This is a genomic window from Microcoleus sp. B3-D7, from assembly GCF_036705305.1.
In the GTDB taxonomy this organism is placed as follows: domain Bacteria; phylum Cyanobacteriota; class Cyanobacteriia; order Cyanobacteriales; family Microcoleaceae; genus Microcoleus.
The window spans coordinates 23,743-39,460 of record NZ_JAUBUE010000020.1; the positions used below are offsets into that span (position 1 = coordinate 23,743).

Sequence of the window (15,718 nt, forward strand, 5' to 3'; positions counted from 1 at the left end):
TACCCCTTTTATTCTTTAGTCCTTCTCTGCAAAGACTAAAGTTTGTGTAGGATCGGTTTTAACCGCCGAGTCTTTTCAAGGGGGTTTATAACCCGGATTTGATATGATTCAAAGCCCTGTTGGTGCGATTGGCTCAATGTTTGGGTCAAATCCTCCAACTTGATTGGTGCGAATTATCCACAAAAATGCTCCCTGTTTTAAGAAAATTTTGGCTATTTCATCTTGGGTGCGCCTAGGCAGCATTGTTCGGTAACTAATAGCAGCTTTTATCAGGTTCACTATACCGACAAAAAAGGTTTTTTTCAGTTCCGCATCAATCCCCGCCAATCTTGCATTTTTCCGCCAATCTGGACGGACAATGCCGAGGGGCATTAATACTTTTTCTAAACTCTCTCCTAAAGCTACTAACTGGTGAAACCTTTGGGTTTGTGCGTCGGTGGGATGTGTCTTCAACCAGTCTTGAATCTGAGGATTTGACTCTATTTCGGAAGTAATTTTTTTAATTGTCGCGTAAATTGCCTGACTTGAATCTTGGACGCAAGAAGTTGCTGGGGTGACTAAACTTGCGCCGGTGCCGTCTCCGCTGCGGTAACGGGCCATCATGATATCTAGTTGCTGGTTTAATTCGGTTAAAGGCGACAAGGTGATGCCGTCAAAATCGTAGTCGCAACACACGCAATCTAATTTACAGATGATATCGCAAACCGGGCGATCGCCCAACCAGCCGCGCTGCAAGTCTCCCATGTAGCTTTGCCATTTGCTGGAACCGGCAACAATTCCGTCGGGATTGTGGGCGTAAACTTGTTTGTATTCTATGTCAAAACGCAGTTCGCTGGTAAAGCGATCGCGCACTACTTTTGCTACCCCCAAAGCAAAATGTCCGGTGACAATCCCCAGCGGTGGCCGTTCGCCTTTTTTGCCGCCGATACCGCCGAAACTGTGAATCACTATCCCGATATCTCCTTCTTGCCAAGGAGAGATTGAATCGTTTTCTGTAGCCTCATTTGGGGTTAACAATACTCTTTTTGCTTGCCCTTTTTGGGCTGGTGTATTTTCCCAATTTTTGTTGCTTAAATAAGCCAGAGATTTTTTGAGACCGAAATATGTTTCATCTGGTGTTAATTGGGCAATTTTGCGGGGTTCGATTGCCTGTACTACAAACATATTTTCTGCGTCTCTTTCGCCGTAAATGTACCAGCCGTCTGGATTTAAGGGGGATTGTTCGATCAGGTGATTGGTAAACCTCGCTACGCCATTTTTGTCTGGCTGTACTTGTGGAATCCGAATAATTTCGGCGGCGCCGTCAAATTGTTGAGATGTTTTGTTGAAATGCCGGACAATAAATTTGTCGCTGTCGGCTTCTTTTCGCTTTAAAATTGAGACTAAGGCGCAGAAACGTCCGATAATTTGTACTGGTTCGCGATCGATCGTCAGTTCATGGCGATCGCTACTGCTATAATTAATCGCAATCACGGGCCTGCGTAGCATCACAGTCACGCTGTTTTCGAGTCTGCTGCCTGCTAGAGTTTCTAAAGGGCCGACATTTCGCCAACCGTTCAATCTATCTGGATGGATGTTGCCAGATTTTTGGCTTTTTTTAGTTTCTTGTGTGAAGTTTATATCTTGACTGACTGCGTGGACAAAAAACTGTACTTCGCGATTTGTACTCCATTTTAAAAATGCTGTTTTGCCAATAAAGTTTTTATATTTTTTGGGCGCACTTATTACTTCAAAAAACACTGTACCGTAGGGCTGGCGCTGTTCGTGTGAGGGCAAAATTAAGCGCCCGTGCCAAAGAGCGATCGGCTTGTAGAGATAGGCAACTGCTGCTGAATTTTCGCAGATAATCTCCGGCTGAAGCGCTCTTGAAATAGCGCTTTTGCCTCCAAAAATAGTAGCCGTTAAATTGCCGTCACTTTCTAGGAATCGGGGTTCTAAAAACACCGTTTCAGGTTGTGAAATATCAGCGGTTAAATGACCAGTGTTTCTTGTGAACGAGCGGCTAAAAAAAAGGGGACTGTTCTCCAATTTCGCCTGCAACCAATTGAAGAAAATGCGAATAAAAATAAATGCTGTTAAACCAAAAACAATAGCTAAAATAATCAGCACCAGGGTCAAAATGAATTGGTTAAAAGACTGACCTGAAACTAAAAAAATTGTTGGCCCGATCAAAGAAAATGCCACCATAATATCTAAAAACGAGTTTTAGGTTCGATCCAGTCTGTGCTGGCTTGACTGCCGAAAACTAGGGGTTTGTCCTCGGTGACAGGTACCGTTTGCCCTGTCATATCCACTGCACAAAGAGGCCAAGATCGATCGCCCAAATTGCCTGCACGGAACAGAACTTTTCCGGGACAAACTTGACTCCAACCCAACAATACAGCATGAGTGTAAAGACTGCGAGCGGGAGCAACGGTATAAGTGTAGTTATCATTTTTGTCCCAAATGACACCGTAGTCGGACATATCGGAAGAGTTGAAAAGTGCTTCAAATTCGCGGGCGAGAATGCGGGAACCGTCTTGATTCCAAGAAACAGGCACTAAAATGGCGATCGTCCCGGACATATCTGTATCCTCGCTAGCATACATCCCACTTTCTGCCAGTGGCGAAGCAGCCGCCACTGTTTGCAGTTCCCCGGTTTTGAGATTTTCCACAAACATGACACTGCTAACCCGACACCGGGAGAATTCCGGCTGCACTTGCAACTCAATTCGACTGTAAGCTGCGTATTGGCCGTTAGTTGAAACTAGGGATGGACTGCGATAATAGCGGAGGCCTGTGCCGGCCGTGGAACTCACTTTAGCATGAGTGGCAGTAATCCATTCCCAAGGAACGGGATAAGGGCTATTTAAAGGGTCAGTCATCGGTTTTTTTTCCAAAAATTTTACTGAATTATCCAACTGATTCAGGCTGGCACGCAACAAACTAGAAACCTGGTTTCTGCCTCGATGCTTCGCCACGAAACCCCAGATTTATAGAAACCGGGTTTCTTTTTGAGATTTTAGATTGGAGGCCAAATCTCAAATCTCAAATCTCAAATTTCAAATCGGATAGGTAAGATAGTATCGAAATTAATCTGGTATGTACACCGAGAGGGATGAAATATGACGCGATCTTTTAACCAAAAACCTTCAATCCCCCCCACTCACGTCTCCAAGTCGCGGGGAAAAGGTTTGCTTGTACTGTCGCTGATTTTTCGACTGCTGCTGCTGGGGGTGGGCAGCGGTTTTGCGTGGGTTCTGGGGATGGCGATCGCTCAAATTTATCCGTCAGGGGCGACGGAGATGCCGCTGGCAGAGAGATTGCTGCGTGTAACTCAAAATTTGACCTCCAGCCCGAAACGCGCCCCAGCAACGCCAATTCCGGCGCTCCCGCCACCAACCGCTACACCAACTCCCCAGTCAACAGTCAGTCCTGCCCAGAGAGAGAAATTGCAGTCGGATTTGAGACAGTTGCAGGGCGAACTCAACGCGCTGATTGGTCGCACCGCGGCTTTGGAGAGTCAGTTGGGCAGCAGCCGCCCGACGGAAACTTTGGAAAAGCGTTTGCAGTTGATGTCGCGGGAATTGGCGGCGCCGGAAACGGCGGCAAGTGTTGCCCCTGCTTTACCGGCGATCGGCAGCAGCCCGAGTCTGAACCCTGAAACGGTGAATACTGCCCCACAGAATGCCAATAATCCGGTGTTTGGGGGGGATGGGCTGATGGTGACTCTACCCAGCGATGTTTTGTTTGATACTGGCAGTATTTCTTTGCGCGCGGGAACTAATGCGATTTTGGACAATTTGGTGGCGGAGTTGAGTAATCACGAGGGGGCAACTGTGCGGGTTGCGGGCCACACTGACGACGCGGGGGAAGCGGCGGATAATCGCAATGTGTCGTTTGCGCGGGCTCAGGCGGTGGTGCAGTATTTGTCGGGTGTACTCGGTCAGAAGTATCATTGGGTGGCGATCGGCTATGGGGAAAGTCGCCCTTCGGTGGATAATAGTTCCGATACTAATCGGCAGCGCAACCGCCGCATTGAAGTGGCAATTAGTCCTTAGTTTTTAGCGATCAGTAATCAGTCACCAGTTATTAGACTTATTACATCAATCTTTGATTAATAGGGAAACTGCCGATGCCACACAGAGGCATTTCAGCATAGGAGAGCGAAGGCATACAATTCAAGTCTAGTCTTTAGTTAATAGTGCGAGCTTAATATCTCGCGAGTGTTCTTTTCGCGAGATATTAAGCTCGCACTGCACTTTCAAGCATATTATGCCGATTCCAAGAGAAACGATATAAATTAAATATTTCAATTCCCCTCTCCCTATTGCCCCATTTCCCCATCTTCCACGCTATCAAGCCGAAGGTGTAAGAGGTGGCAAGTCAGAATTATTTTTAGCTTGATCTATTGCCTCTCGATGTTCGCTCCTAAGTTTCGGTTTTAAATACAAGTTCTCAATCAAAGCTGCTACTCCCGCAAACCAAGGCGGCACAATTACAGCTCCAATAATTCCTAATACTTGAACGCCTCCCAAGACAGACAGCAATTGATATAAAGGATGCACACCAACCGATGAACCAACCAGCAAAGGATCGAGTACGTAAGTTTCTAAATTCTGGATGATTACAAATAACAGTAATACCCACACAAGTACCCAGCCACCTTTAGCTAATGCTACGATTAATGCTGGTACTGCTCCTAACACTGGGCCGATGAAGGGAATCAAGTTGGTAACACCTGCGATCGCACCCAAGCCTAAAGAAAATTCCGGCATTCCCAAAATGCTCAAACCTGTGGTAATAAATATCCCTAAAATGCCTGAAACTAACACTCGCCCGCGAATATAACTCCCCATTCTTTGACCGATTGGCGCGGCTTGTGCGGCTAATCTTGCGTCCCAAGGTTTTGGGAAAAATTGCACCAAACTTTTGATTAATGTGTCGCTGTCCGCAACCATGTAACCTGAAATAAATAATGCTAAAACTAGGCTGAAGACACCGCCTAGAATGCCTCTCGTTAAACTGTACGATCGCAAAACCAGTTGTTGACTCGATCGAATCAGCCAATTAGTCAGCGATTGAGTGTCCACCAACTGACCCACCAAGGTTGGGGCATCGTCGGTTAGGCGACTCAATACATTAGTTGCCACAGTTCGCAAACTTTCGACATAAACTGGTAGCTGCCGCAGCAGTAACTCTATTTGTTCGATTACCGTGGGCCCGATTAACACTACCGTCCCGCTAAATCCGCCGATGAGAGTTAAATAAACCATAATCACCGCCAGCCAACGGGGAACCCGCATGGTTTCGGCCCAATTCACGATCGGGACGATCGAAGCAGCCAGCACGACTGATATCATTAGAATTACTAGCAGGCTCCGCAATTGCCACAGCAGCACTAGCAGCAAGGACGATGCTACAATTAGCAGCAAGTTAGGTAAAGAAATAGTTATCCGCTGTTCTGACATAATTAAGTAATCAAGGTTTGTATTGGCACTTATGTCATCCCGCAGAGCGGGTTTATTTATATTCTCATTTACCAAATATATGTCGGGTAAAACCCGCACCTACTCATATTATAATAAAAAGTAACATCGGTTCAAAAAATAATATGCAACCGCCATATTCAACCCAAGATTTATCCACCATTTCGTCTATAAAGTCACCAACGCTGTTTTACGAATGGCAAAACTATCGCTGTGCTTATGATGTTTATAACCCAACTACTGCGACAGAAGATAGCATCCCTTTGTTATTAATTCATCCGATAGGAGTTGGTTTGTCAAGAATCTTTTGGCATAGATTTTGTGAGAGTTGGTACAAAGCAGGCAACACTAATCCGATTTACAATCCCGACCTGCTGGGCTGCGGCGATTGCGAAATGCCGGCTGTGGCTTGCTATCCAGACGATTGGGCGGCACAGTTGCAGTATTTCTTGGAAACTGTAGTCAAAAAACCTGCGATCGTCCTCGTACAAGGTGCTTTACTGTCGGTAGCCTTGGCTTTAGCAAAAATGCAGCAGGAAAGCGGCTCAAATTTAATTCGTGGCTTAGTTCTCGCAGGGCCTCCCGCTTGGGCTGTGATGAACAAACATTCGACCGAAAGACAGCAACGGATTGTCTGGAATTTGTTACATTCTCCCTTGGGAAACGCTTTTTACCGCTACGCCAGACGCGCTGAGTTTTTGCGTTCTTTTTCAGTGAAACAACTGTTTGGCGATGCGGCAAAGGTTGACAGCGAATGGTTGGATGCTTTGCAGACTGGCGCGGCAAATCCTGACAGCCGTCACGCGGTTTTCTCCTTTTTAGCGGGGTTTTGGCGCCAGGATTATAGCGGTACGATTCAAAAGTTTGATCGCCCCGCACTGATTGTGATGGGAGAAACAGCCTCAAGCATCAGTCAAGCGGGTAAAGAAGAGAAACCGGATGAAAGATTAGGGCAATATTTAGCCCATTTTCCCAATGCGAAAGGTTTATTAATGCCGGGGCGCAATGTTTTGCCCTACGAATCCACCGCAGAATTTGTCGCGGCTGTTGCGGAGTTTGTGAATGGGAGTTTTTAACCGCAGATATCAGCTTCGGAACACAGATGAACGCGGATGGAATTTTATCTGCGTTCATCCGCGTTCATCTGCGGTTAAAAAACTCTAAATTTCAACTGCGATGCCAAATTGTTGTGCCATCTTTTTGATCGATCAGAGTAATGCCCCGATCCTTGAGTTCGTTGCGAATGCGATCGCCCTCAGCGAAATTCTTAGCTTTTCGGGCATCTTTCCGCTGCTGAATCATCACCTCAATCTCCTCATCAGTTAATCCCCTAATGATTTCAACTTTATTAATACTGAAAGATGCGGAAGGGATATTGATAGTCGCACTTAGCGGGACGAGATTGGGTTTTTTAAATCCTAAAACTTCCCCTAACTTAACAAGAGTCTGCCACTTGTGTTGCAACACTTCCGAAGGCATTTCCGTTTTTCCCCCATGTACAATTATATTCCTTTCGCGCCGCAATTCCTTCGCCAATTCAAACACAACAGCTAAAGCATTAGGAGTATTGAAATCATCATCCATCGCTGCTCTAAATTGCTGTACAGCCTCACTCTCCCCTATGGGCAATTTCTTGATTTTATCTAAATCCCAGCCCAATTGGGAACCGTGCAAATCACCAAAAAGTAGGCTTTCTTCAAGAGTATGCCAGCCATTTTTTGCAGAGGCGATCGCCTCTTCGGTAAAATCAATTTGACTGCGGTAGTGCGCTGTTAACACAAACAGCCTCACCGCCATCGGTTCCACCGCTTTTGAGTTCTCGCTTCTTTCCAAAGCTGTATCGCCCGACCACTTCCCATCCAACAAATCGCGAATTGTAATAAAATTGTGCAAAGATTTCGACATCTTTTTGCCGTTGACAGTCACAAAAGCATTGTGCATCCAATATTTAGCAAGTGGCTTGCCCGTCGCGGCTTCAGATTGAGCAATTTCGTTTTCGTGGTGCGGAAAAGTTAAATCGGAACCGCCGCAGTGAATGTCAATTGTTTCGCCCAAGCAATCGCGCACCATCGCCGAACATTCGATGTGCCATCCGGGGCGACCTTTTCCCCAAGATGAATCCCAAGCAGGTTCACCGGGTTTAGCGCTTTTCCACAGGGCAAAATCAGAGGAATCTTGCTTTTTTTGAGCTTCTATTTCTGCGGTTTCCAATCTACCGCTAGCCCCGGCCTGCATTTCTTCCAACTTGCGGCCGGAAAGTTTTCCGTAATCGGCAAACTGCCTCACGTTGTAGTAAACGTCGCCGCCGGAAGCATAGGCATAACCTTTATTTTCTAATTCGTGAATCAGCCGTTTAATGCCGTCCATTGTATGGGTGGCGCGGGGATATTCATCGGCCTCGAGAATATTCAGCTTCTTCATATCTACGAAATATGCCTCGATGAAGCGTTGCGCCACGGCTTCCATTGTGGAATTGGTTTCGCGGGCGCGATCGAGAATTTTGTCGTCAATATCTGTAAAATTCTGCACGTAGCGCACATCGTATCCTCGCCACATCAGATAACGTCGCACCATGTCCCACACAATGTAAGCGCGGGCGTGGCCGACGTGGCAGTAATCGTATACCGTAACGCCGCAGCAATATATCCGCACCTTTCCTGGTTCGAGGGGATCAAAAGGTGATTCGCGACGGGTCAAGCTGTTGTAAAGCGTTAGAGTCATTCGATTTTAGATTTTAGATTTTAGATTTTACAAGATTTACGCAGAACGTCTATGTGTAGGGTGTGCAGTACCCACCTTATCTGTATCAGTAGCGCGTCAAACCATTTTTGCGTTCAGGAGTGTTGGTTTGTAGTTGCGATCGCCCGTTAGCGAAGGTTGCATAAGACAATCGCCCAACTGCCAGCCTAGCAAATTTTGTACTAAATTTCCTCTATCCATAGTACCGCCCCAGCCGACTCAATCTCAAATCTAATTCATGTCAGAGAATCTTGACAATAGTTTCCGAGACGATCCCCGCAAGCGGAGTATTGTCAAGATTCCATGACAATCTGATCCCCAAAATCACGAAAATGCGTATAAGTACCCAGGATTGAGGGAAAAGACCCCTTGACCCGATCGCAATTTGTCTGCAACATTAAGTCATGACAAAGCGATCCCAAAGAAATGCTTGGATTAAGCACCCCTGGGAGTCGAATAGCGCGTGTGCTGCAAGCACAGCGTTGCTAGCAGCACCGATCGCACTCACAAAATCGATCTTGTCAATCAAGAATCGACAGATAAAGCTTTATTTAGATCGGGCGGTGCGCGCAGAAGCCAATAAGTCCAAACCCCGATCGCATGGGGGACAAGACAAGCTAAAAACAAGCAAGGCTTCAAAGGTTGGAGAGATTTGGAAGCTCGATAATATGTGGATTTAAAAGAGTTTCTAACTCAAAAAGTCAACACATTTGTGTTGAAAGAAAAAAATCTAACCCGCCATCCTAAATTAGTGGAGAACCAACTCATGGCAAAAGAACGCCCACCATTAGAAGAGATGACTTTGCGACAACTCCGCAGAGTGGCTAGCGAATGTGGAGTCTCTCGCTACAGCCGGATGCGGAAATCGCAACTTCTGGCATCAATTCAAGAAATTCAACGCACCAAATTTTCCTACAGCCCATCTCGCAAACTAGAGGCACAAGAAGCAGTGGAAGCAGCAAAGTTTGAACTCGGTCAAGAAGATAGAACAGGCGGTTCTTTGTCGTCTGTAGATGAAGGTTTAGCAGATTTGCCCAACGGCTACGGCGAAAGCCGGGTGGTTTTAATGCCCCGCGACCCTGAATGGGCCTACACTTACTGGGACATTCCCAACGATCGCAAAGAAGAATTGCGTCGCCAAGGAGGACAGCAACTCGCCCTGCGGATCTACGACGTTACAGATGTTAACCTCGACATTCAAAGCCCGCACAGCATTCAAGAATATCCCTGCGACGAACTGGCGCGGGAATGGTACGTGCCAATCCCCGTGAGCGATCGGGACTACGCGATCGACATCGGCTACCGCTGTGCAGATGGCCGCTGGCTGGTATTAGCTCGATCGGCTGAAGTCCGCGTTCCTCCCGTCTATCCCAGCGACTGGATTGAAGATCAATTCATCACCCTCGACTGGGAAGAAGAATTGCAGGGCAAAACATTCGCGGAACTGGTTCCTCCGGCCAAGAAACTCGCACAAGCAGTCAATGGCGGTGGTTACAGCACCAGCAACGCCATCTACGAACAAATATTCGGCATGGCAGAATCTGCCGAAGCCCTGCGCGTAGCGGGTTCTGTCTTCGGTTCCATGCAGCACGTCGCCGGTTCCGTCCAGCAAGTTGGCATCCACGAACAAGCTCTCAGTTCCTACGTGTTCCCCTCCGGCGTCGGAATGTGGGCGGCTCCCACCATGTCCGGCCTCACCACGTCGGGTGTGGGTATGTCCGGCCTCACCATGTCGGGTGTCGGTATGTCCGGTGTCGGTATGTCCGGTCTCACCATGTCTGGTTTTGGTATGTCCGGTGTCGGTATGTCGGGAGTTGGCTTCGCCGCCCCGATGCGCCCCCGCCAGTTCTGGTTAGTTGCTGATGCCGAACTGATCGTCTACGGGGCCACCGAGCCTGACGCTACCGTCTACGTAGGCGGACAGCCGATTAAACTCAATGCTGACGGCACTTTCCGCTTCCAGATGTCCTTCCAAGACGGCTTAATCGACTATCCGATTTTTGCAGTAGCAGCAGACGGCGAACAAAACCGCGCCATCCACTTGAAATTCAACCGCGAAACCCCAGAACGGCGCACCAATACCAAGCAGGATGCTGTGGTGGAATGGTTGGGCTAATCGCAAAGGTCGATCGAGCAACGGGCGATCATGCAGGTTTGTGCCAATTTTTTAACCATCACAAGGCATAGCCTCAGCCGATCGTGATTTGTTAAGGTTAATCCCAGACAACAACCCATAACACCCCCTATACACCGTTCTCCTGTTTTGAGGAGCGGTGTTTTTTGTATTTAGGACTTACTTGAAAACCGGGTTTTTATAGTAGAATAGCTCGTCGATTGGGCGATCGACAAAAGTTATACCAATGCTTAAAAGTACGGATAAATATAGATTGTATGCGAGCATCTGTAGGGACTTAGGTCAAGCTTAAGTCCCTACTTTGTTTCATCTGAGATATTGCACAATTCTCAATTACTTGTGTAGGAAAAGGCTTTTCGGCCTGTTCCACAAGAGATGAATTTCATTGTGGAACAGGCCGAAAAGCCTGTTCTTGAGAATGGTGCAAGATGTGAGTTTCATCCGATTGACAACTGCTAGCTTAGACAACTTTCTCAATATCTCTCTATAGATAGATGTCTACTTAACTCCCCTTGGACACACTTAAAACAAAATTTGCATTCTTCAGTCAAGTATTATTAAGTAAGCTAAAGTTTACTTAAATTTTTATTGCACAAACTCGCTAAATCCAGCGAAACAAAAGAAAGCGAGTTATGAGAGAAAGAAGGCGATCGCACTGCCATTTCTCAAAAGCAAATGCAAAAAATAAATTCCCCGCAGCAACGAAGCCAGAAGCGTCCCCGTCTTTTAGCCTTATTTGCTGTCACATTAGCCGCCGTCTTGCTTTTATTTATTCTGCCGGCACTGACTCAACAGCCAGTCGTGCTCACCATGTTAATGCAAGGTCAAGACCTTGTTAACTGGAAACCCTTTGTCAAAGAATTTGAACAGAAAAACCCCGACATTCGCATCAACCTCATAGAAGGGCCTTTCGACAGCAACCTCATAGAAAATCTGTACACATCTGCCTTTCTTTTAGGTGAATCGCCCTACGACATCATCAACATGGATATTGTTTGGGTTCCCAAATTTGCAGCCGCAGGTTGGGTAAGCGATTTGACAGACAGAATTCCCCCCGAACAACTATCAAAATTCATCCAAGGTAACGTCGAAGGCGGGCGGTATCGGGGCAAACTTTACCGAATTCCCCATGCTTCCGATGCCGGAATGCTTTATTACCGCAAAGACATTTTAGAACAAGCGAAAATTCCAGCCCCGAAAACCTTTGAAGAGATGGTAAAAATCTCTCAAAACTTGCAAAAACAGGGAAAAGCAACTTGGGGTTATCTGTGGCAAGGTAAACAATACGAGGGAGTATCTGCGATGTTTGTTGAAGTGCTCTCCGGTTTCGGCGGCTTCTGGGCTAACCCGCAAACTTTTGAAGTTGGGTTAGATAAACCCGAGGCAATTAAAGCAGTGGAATTTCTCAAAAATACGATCGCCTCTGGCATTTCTCCTCCGGGTGTCACCACCTACGGCGAAGAAGAAACCCGGCTGTTGTTTCAAAACGGCAAAGCACTTTTTTTGCGAAACTGGCCGTATGTTTGGAAGCTGGCAAATGCCGAAGGATCGAATGTTAGGGGCAAAATTGCGATCGAGCCAATGCTCAGCAGTACCGGTCAAACAGGCGGTTCCTGCTTGGGCGGCTGGGGCTGGGGAATTGCCAAAACCTCAAAACATCCAGAACAAGCGTGGAAAGCAATTCAGTACCTTACCAGCGAGGAAACCCAAAGCAAATTTATTTTACAAACCGGTTTAGTTCCCAGTTACAAATCCCTATTTATTAACAAAGAAATAGTCGCAAAATATCCCCACTACCCGCAACTGCTAAAAGTAGTGGAACGGTCAGCTTTGCGCCCGCCCCTGGCACAATACGCTCAAGCTTCTGATATTTTGCAGCGTTATTTGAGTTCAGCTTTTACCGGGAGAATGAGTGCAGAACAAGCAATGAAAGCAGCAGCTAGCGAAACTCGCAATTTATTAGGCAGTTTGAAACAACCCCAAGCTTCGTAAATTTGACATCTTGCCTCTGTCAGAAACAGGCAAGATGCCTGTTCCACAAAGAGTGAATTTTTTTATGGTGGGGAGTAGGGGTTGGGCATCTTGCCCGCCCGAACAGGCATCTTGCCTGTTCCACAAAAAGTTAATTCAATTGTGGGCAGTTGCTCATAGCCCGCCCAAAAATAAATTAAAGGTGAGAAATATGCAATTAGACAAGATGCGACAGCGCGAACAAAAAACCGGATGGATATTAGTAGCACCAGCTTTGATAATTCTGATGCTAGTATTTGCTTACCCAATATTGCGCGCTTTTTGGCTGAGTTTATTCACCCAAAACCTCGGTACAGAATTAAAACTGGTTTTTTCCGGTTTTGCTAACTACAGTCGAATGTTAGGCGACGGGCGTTTCTGGCAAACTTTAGGCAACACCACAGTATTTACTGTCGCCTCTGTTGTGCTGGAATTAATTATTGGTATGGGCATTGCCTTAGTCTTAAATCAATCCTTCGCAGGACGCGGCATCGTGCGGACAATTTCCCTGCTACCTTGGGCACTGCCCACTGCATTGATGGGAGTAGCTTGGGCGTGGATTTTTAACGACCAATACGGCGTAATTAACGACATTTTGAGGCGTTTGGGATTGATTCAAAATAGCATTAGCTGGTTGGGAGATCCGACTTTGGCAATGATGGCAGTGATTACAGCAGATGTGTGGAAAACTACACCCTTTGTCAGCTTGCTTTTGCTAGCGGGATTGCAATCAATTCCCGGTGATTTGTATGAAGCACACGCCATTGACGGCGCGAGTAGCTGGCAGAGTTTCCGTCAAGTTACCGTGCCCCTGCTGATGCCACAAATTGTGATTGCTGTGCTGTTTCGATTTGCCCAAGCTTTCGGCATTTTTGACTTGATTCAGGTGATGACGGGAGGGGGACCGGCGGGGGCAACGGAGACGGTTTCTATCTACATTTACAGCACGGTAATGAGGTATTTAGACTTTGGGTATGGGGCGGCTTTGGTGGTGTGTACTTTTTTGCTGTTAGTGGCAGCAGTTGCGATCGCCGCTTACCTGTTATCGAGAGCCCGCATCAATGCAGCCGGAGGAAACTAAAACGATTTTAGATTTGGGATTTTTGATTTTAGAGAACCAACTGTTGCACTTTTATTTCATTGGTACAAATTATGTCTATAGCCCGCGAACAACCTACCAAAAAAACCTTTAACATCCGGCAACTAATCTTGCCAATTTCAGCGCTCTTAATAGTCGCATATTTCATTGCACCCATCCTCTGGCAGGTGCTAACTTCTTTCAAAGTAAATGCGGATATTTCAGCGATTCCAAACGTCTACATTCCCAAACGAATTACTTTCGAGCATTACCTGTCGCTGTTCCAGCGCCGCCCGTTTGCTCTTTACATTTTAAATAGCGCTTTTGTTTCCATTACTTCAACATTACTGTGTTTAGCAGTAGGGGCTCCCGCAGCTTACGCTTTAGCCCGGTTGCGGCTGTGGAGCGAAAAAATCATCCTGGCAACTGTGACGATTGTGACACTATTTCCGGCGGTGCTGCTATTTTTGGGACTGCTAGAAATTGTCAAAGCTTTGGATTTAGGAAATAATTATTTAGCATTAATTATTCCTTATACTGCGATCAATCTGCCGCTGACAATTTTGGTGATGCGGAGTTTCTTTCAACAATTGCCAAAAGATTTGGAAGATGCGGCTAAAGTTGACGGATACAACACTTTTCAAATGCTGTGGCAAATCGTACTGCCGATGACATTTCCCGCGTTAGTCACAACGGGAATTTTAACATTTATTTCAGCTTGGAACGAGTTTATATTTGCACTAACATTTATGACTCGCGAATCTCTAAAAACCATTCCCGTCGCCACAGCTCAACTCAGCGGGGTGTCAGTCTTTGAGATTCCTTACGGCCCGATCGCCGCAGCTACCGTTTTGGGAACTTTGCCCTTGGTTTTGCTGGTTTTGGTATTCCAGCGGCGCATTGTTCAGGGTTTAACTGCGGGGGCGGTAAAAGGATAAATCGATTTTAGATTTTAGATTTTAGATTTTAGATTGAACTGGTTCCTAGGCTGTGCCTGGGAACGAGTCAAACAACACAGTCAACAGTCAACAGTTTAAAAATCATGGCAAAATTGCAACTCAAAAACCTCAATAAAACCTACAGCCCTAAAGTTGTTCCCGTAAAAGACATTAGTTTGGATGTCAGCGAAGGAGAATTTCTGACCTTGCTGGGGCCGTCGGGGTGCGGCAAATCTACGACGCTGCGGTTAATTGCAGGGTTAGAACAGCCGACTAGGGGCGAGATTAGAATTGGCGATCGCAATGTCACTTATCTCAGACCGGGCGATCGCGATATTGCAATGGTTTTTCAAAGTTACGCGCTGTATCCGCACATGACAGTATACGAGAATATGGCATCGAGTCTCAAACTTCGCAAAATCTCCTCCAGCGAAATCAATCGGTTAGTGACGGAAGTTGCAACATCCCTCGGATTGACGGAATTAATCGATCGCAAACCCGGAAAACTATCAGGCGGACAGCGGCAGCGAGTCGCCCTCGGCCGCGCATTAGTGCGCCAACCGGAAGTATTTTTGCTCGACGAACCTTTGAGCAATCTCGACGCATTATTACGGGAAAAAGTTAGGGCAGAACTCAAACAATTGTTTTCCTCCCAAAAAGCTCCTGTAGTGTACGTAACTCACGACCAAACCGAAGCCATGACGCTTTCTACCAAAGTCGCAGTTCTCAACAGCGGCAATGTGCAGCAGCTCGATCCGCCACACTTAATTTATACTCGTCCAGCAAATCAGTTTGTCGCTGGTTTTGTGGGCAGCCCGCAAATGAATTTGCTAGTGCTTAAATGCCAGGGCAATTTTGCTCAGTTGGGCGATTTTCGAGTTCGACTACCAGATATGCCGACTGTGCCCCCAGAAATTGTGTTAGGAATTCGCCCGGAACACGTCGGCTTTGCAGATGCAGAGGCCGGCAAGATGTCTGCCCCAGAGGCAATTAAAGGTGAGGTTTATTTAGTGGAAAACTTGGGAATGCAAAATTTAGTTAGCGTCCGAGTTAAAGGTTTGGAGTCAGTAACGGTGCGGGCTTTGCTGCCAAATGACCGCCACTGGAATTCAGAAATTGTAGAGCTGGTTTTTCCGCCTCAGTTGCTGCACTGGTTTGACGTGAAAACGGGCGATCGCTTGCAATAAGAATTTGCCCTGCATACCATGCTTGATTAAAAATTGTCTAACCATGTGTATAAAAAAATGTTTTTTGCTTCTAATTAAGTTATGACTTTAGTTAGAGGTAGAACTATTTGGTGGCTGTTAATGTGATATTCATGTGTGAAAAAGCTAATTGGCTGACACATAGG

Annotated in this window: 11 protein-coding genes; 7 read left to right on the forward strand and 4 right to left on the reverse strand. The window is 46.5% G+C overall.

All coding sequences use genetic code 11. The features are described 5' to 3' along the window. Nucleotides 1–108: 108 nt before the first annotated feature. A complete protein-coding gene (locus tag QUB25_RS15330; RefSeq protein WP_333183976.1) occupies nt 109–2,187 on the reverse strand; it encodes an abortive infection protein in 2,079 nt (692 codons plus the stop codon). 5 nt (nt 2,188–2,192) lie between these two features. Next, nucleotides 2,193–2,864, reverse strand: a complete 672-nt coding sequence (locus tag QUB25_RS15335) for a hypothetical protein (protein WP_333183977.1) — start codon at nt 2,862–2,864, stop codon at nt 2,193–2,195. Nucleotides 2,865–3,104: 240 nt separating this feature from the next. Between QUB25_RS15335 and QUB25_RS15340 the strand changes: the two genes are divergently transcribed. After that, nucleotides 3,105–4,040, forward strand: coding sequence for an OmpA family protein (locus tag QUB25_RS15340; protein ID WP_333183978.1), 936 nt, complete (start codon nt 3,105–3,107; stop codon nt 4,038–4,040). A gap of 297 nt (nt 4,041–4,337) precedes the next feature. Here the strand turns inward: QUB25_RS15340 and QUB25_RS15345 are convergent, their stop codons facing one another. After that, nucleotides 4,338–5,450, reverse strand: a complete 1,113-nt coding sequence (locus QUB25_RS15345; protein ID WP_333183979.1) for an AI-2E family transporter — start codon at nt 5,448–5,450, stop codon at nt 4,338–4,340. Between the two features lie 143 nt (nt 5,451–5,593). Here QUB25_RS15345 and QUB25_RS15350 point away from each other — a divergent pair, with 143 nt between their 5' ends. Beyond that, nucleotides 5,594–6,544, forward strand: coding sequence for an alpha/beta fold hydrolase (locus QUB25_RS15350; protein WP_333183980.1), 951 nt, complete (start codon nt 5,594–5,596; stop codon nt 6,542–6,544). Nucleotides 6,545–6,635: 91 nt separating this feature from the next. Here the strand turns inward: QUB25_RS15350 and cysS are convergent, their stop codons facing one another. Continuing rightward, nucleotides 6,636–8,189: a cysteine--tRNA ligase gene (gene cysS, locus QUB25_RS15355; protein ID WP_333183981.1), complete on the reverse strand. Its 1,554-nt coding sequence runs from the start codon at nt 8,187–8,189 to the stop codon at nt 6,636–6,638. Between the two features lie 784 nt (nt 8,190–8,973). On the opposite strand from cysS, the gene QUB25_RS15360 reads away from it, so the two are divergent. The 5 genes from QUB25_RS15360 to QUB25_RS15380 all read left to right on the forward strand — a co-directional run bounded on the left by QUB25_RS15360 (nt 8,974) and on the right by QUB25_RS15380 (nt 15,554). After that, nucleotides 8,974–10,323, forward strand: coding sequence for a DUF4912 domain-containing protein (locus QUB25_RS15360; RefSeq protein WP_333061579.1), 1,350 nt, complete (start codon nt 8,974–8,976; stop codon nt 10,321–10,323). Nucleotides 10,324–11,016: 693 nt separating this feature from the next. Next, nucleotides 11,017–12,333: an ABC transporter substrate-binding protein gene (locus tag QUB25_RS15365; protein ID WP_333183982.1), complete on the forward strand. Its 1,317-nt coding sequence runs from the start codon at nt 11,017–11,019 to the stop codon at nt 12,331–12,333. 190 nt (nt 12,334–12,523) lie between these two features. After that, a complete protein-coding gene (locus tag QUB25_RS15370) occupies nt 12,524–13,432 on the forward strand; it encodes a sugar ABC transporter permease (protein WP_333061581.1) in 909 nt (302 codons plus the stop codon). Nucleotides 13,433–13,503: 71 nt separating this feature from the next. Continuing rightward, nucleotides 13,504–14,367: a carbohydrate ABC transporter permease gene (locus tag QUB25_RS15375; protein WP_333183983.1), complete on the forward strand. Its 864-nt coding sequence runs from the start codon at nt 13,504–13,506 to the stop codon at nt 14,365–14,367. Nucleotides 14,368–14,471: 104 nt separating this feature from the next. Beyond that, nucleotides 14,472–15,554: an ABC transporter ATP-binding protein gene (locus QUB25_RS15380; RefSeq protein ID WP_333061583.1), complete on the forward strand. Its 1,083-nt coding sequence runs from the start codon at nt 14,472–14,474 to the stop codon at nt 15,552–15,554. Nucleotides 15,555–15,718: the final 164 nt, after the last annotated feature.

Excerpts from the sequence above, each read along its gene's own strand:
- cysS (WP_333183981.1), bottom strand. The coding sequence starts at position 8,189 with ATGACTCTAACGCTTTACAACAGCTTGACCCGTCGCGAATCACCTTTT.
- QUB25_RS15375 (WP_333183983.1), top strand. The coding sequence starts at position 13,504 with ATGTCTATAGCCCGCGAACAACCTACCAAAAAAACCTTTAACATCCGG.
- QUB25_RS15360 (WP_333061579.1), top strand. The coding sequence starts at position 8,974 with ATGGCAAAAGAACGCCCACCATTAGAAGAGATGACTTTGCGACAACTC.
- QUB25_RS15380 (WP_333061583.1), top strand. The coding sequence starts at position 14,472 with ATGGCAAAATTGCAACTCAAAAACCTCAATAAAACCTACAGCCCTAAA.
- QUB25_RS15345 (WP_333183979.1), bottom strand. The coding sequence starts at position 5,450 with ATGTCAGAACAGCGGATAACTATTTCTTTACCTAACTTGCTGCTAATT.
- QUB25_RS15370 (WP_333061581.1), top strand. The coding sequence starts at position 12,524 with ATGCAATTAGACAAGATGCGACAGCGCGAACAAAAAACCGGATGGATA.
- QUB25_RS15335 (WP_333183977.1), bottom strand. The coding sequence starts at position 2,864 with ATGACTGACCCTTTAAATAGCCCTTATCCCGTTCCTTGGGAATGGATT.
- QUB25_RS15365 (WP_333183982.1), top strand. The coding sequence starts at position 11,017 with ATGCAAAAAATAAATTCCCCGCAGCAACGAAGCCAGAAGCGTCCCCGT.
- QUB25_RS15340 (WP_333183978.1), top strand. The coding sequence starts at position 3,105 with ATGACGCGATCTTTTAACCAAAAACCTTCAATCCCCCCCACTCACGTC.
- QUB25_RS15350 (WP_333183980.1), top strand. The coding sequence starts at position 5,594 with ATGCAACCGCCATATTCAACCCAAGATTTATCCACCATTTCGTCTATA.
- QUB25_RS15330 (WP_333183976.1), bottom strand. The coding sequence starts at position 2,187 with ATGGTGGCATTTTCTTTGATCGGGCCAACAATTTTTTTAGTTTCAGGT.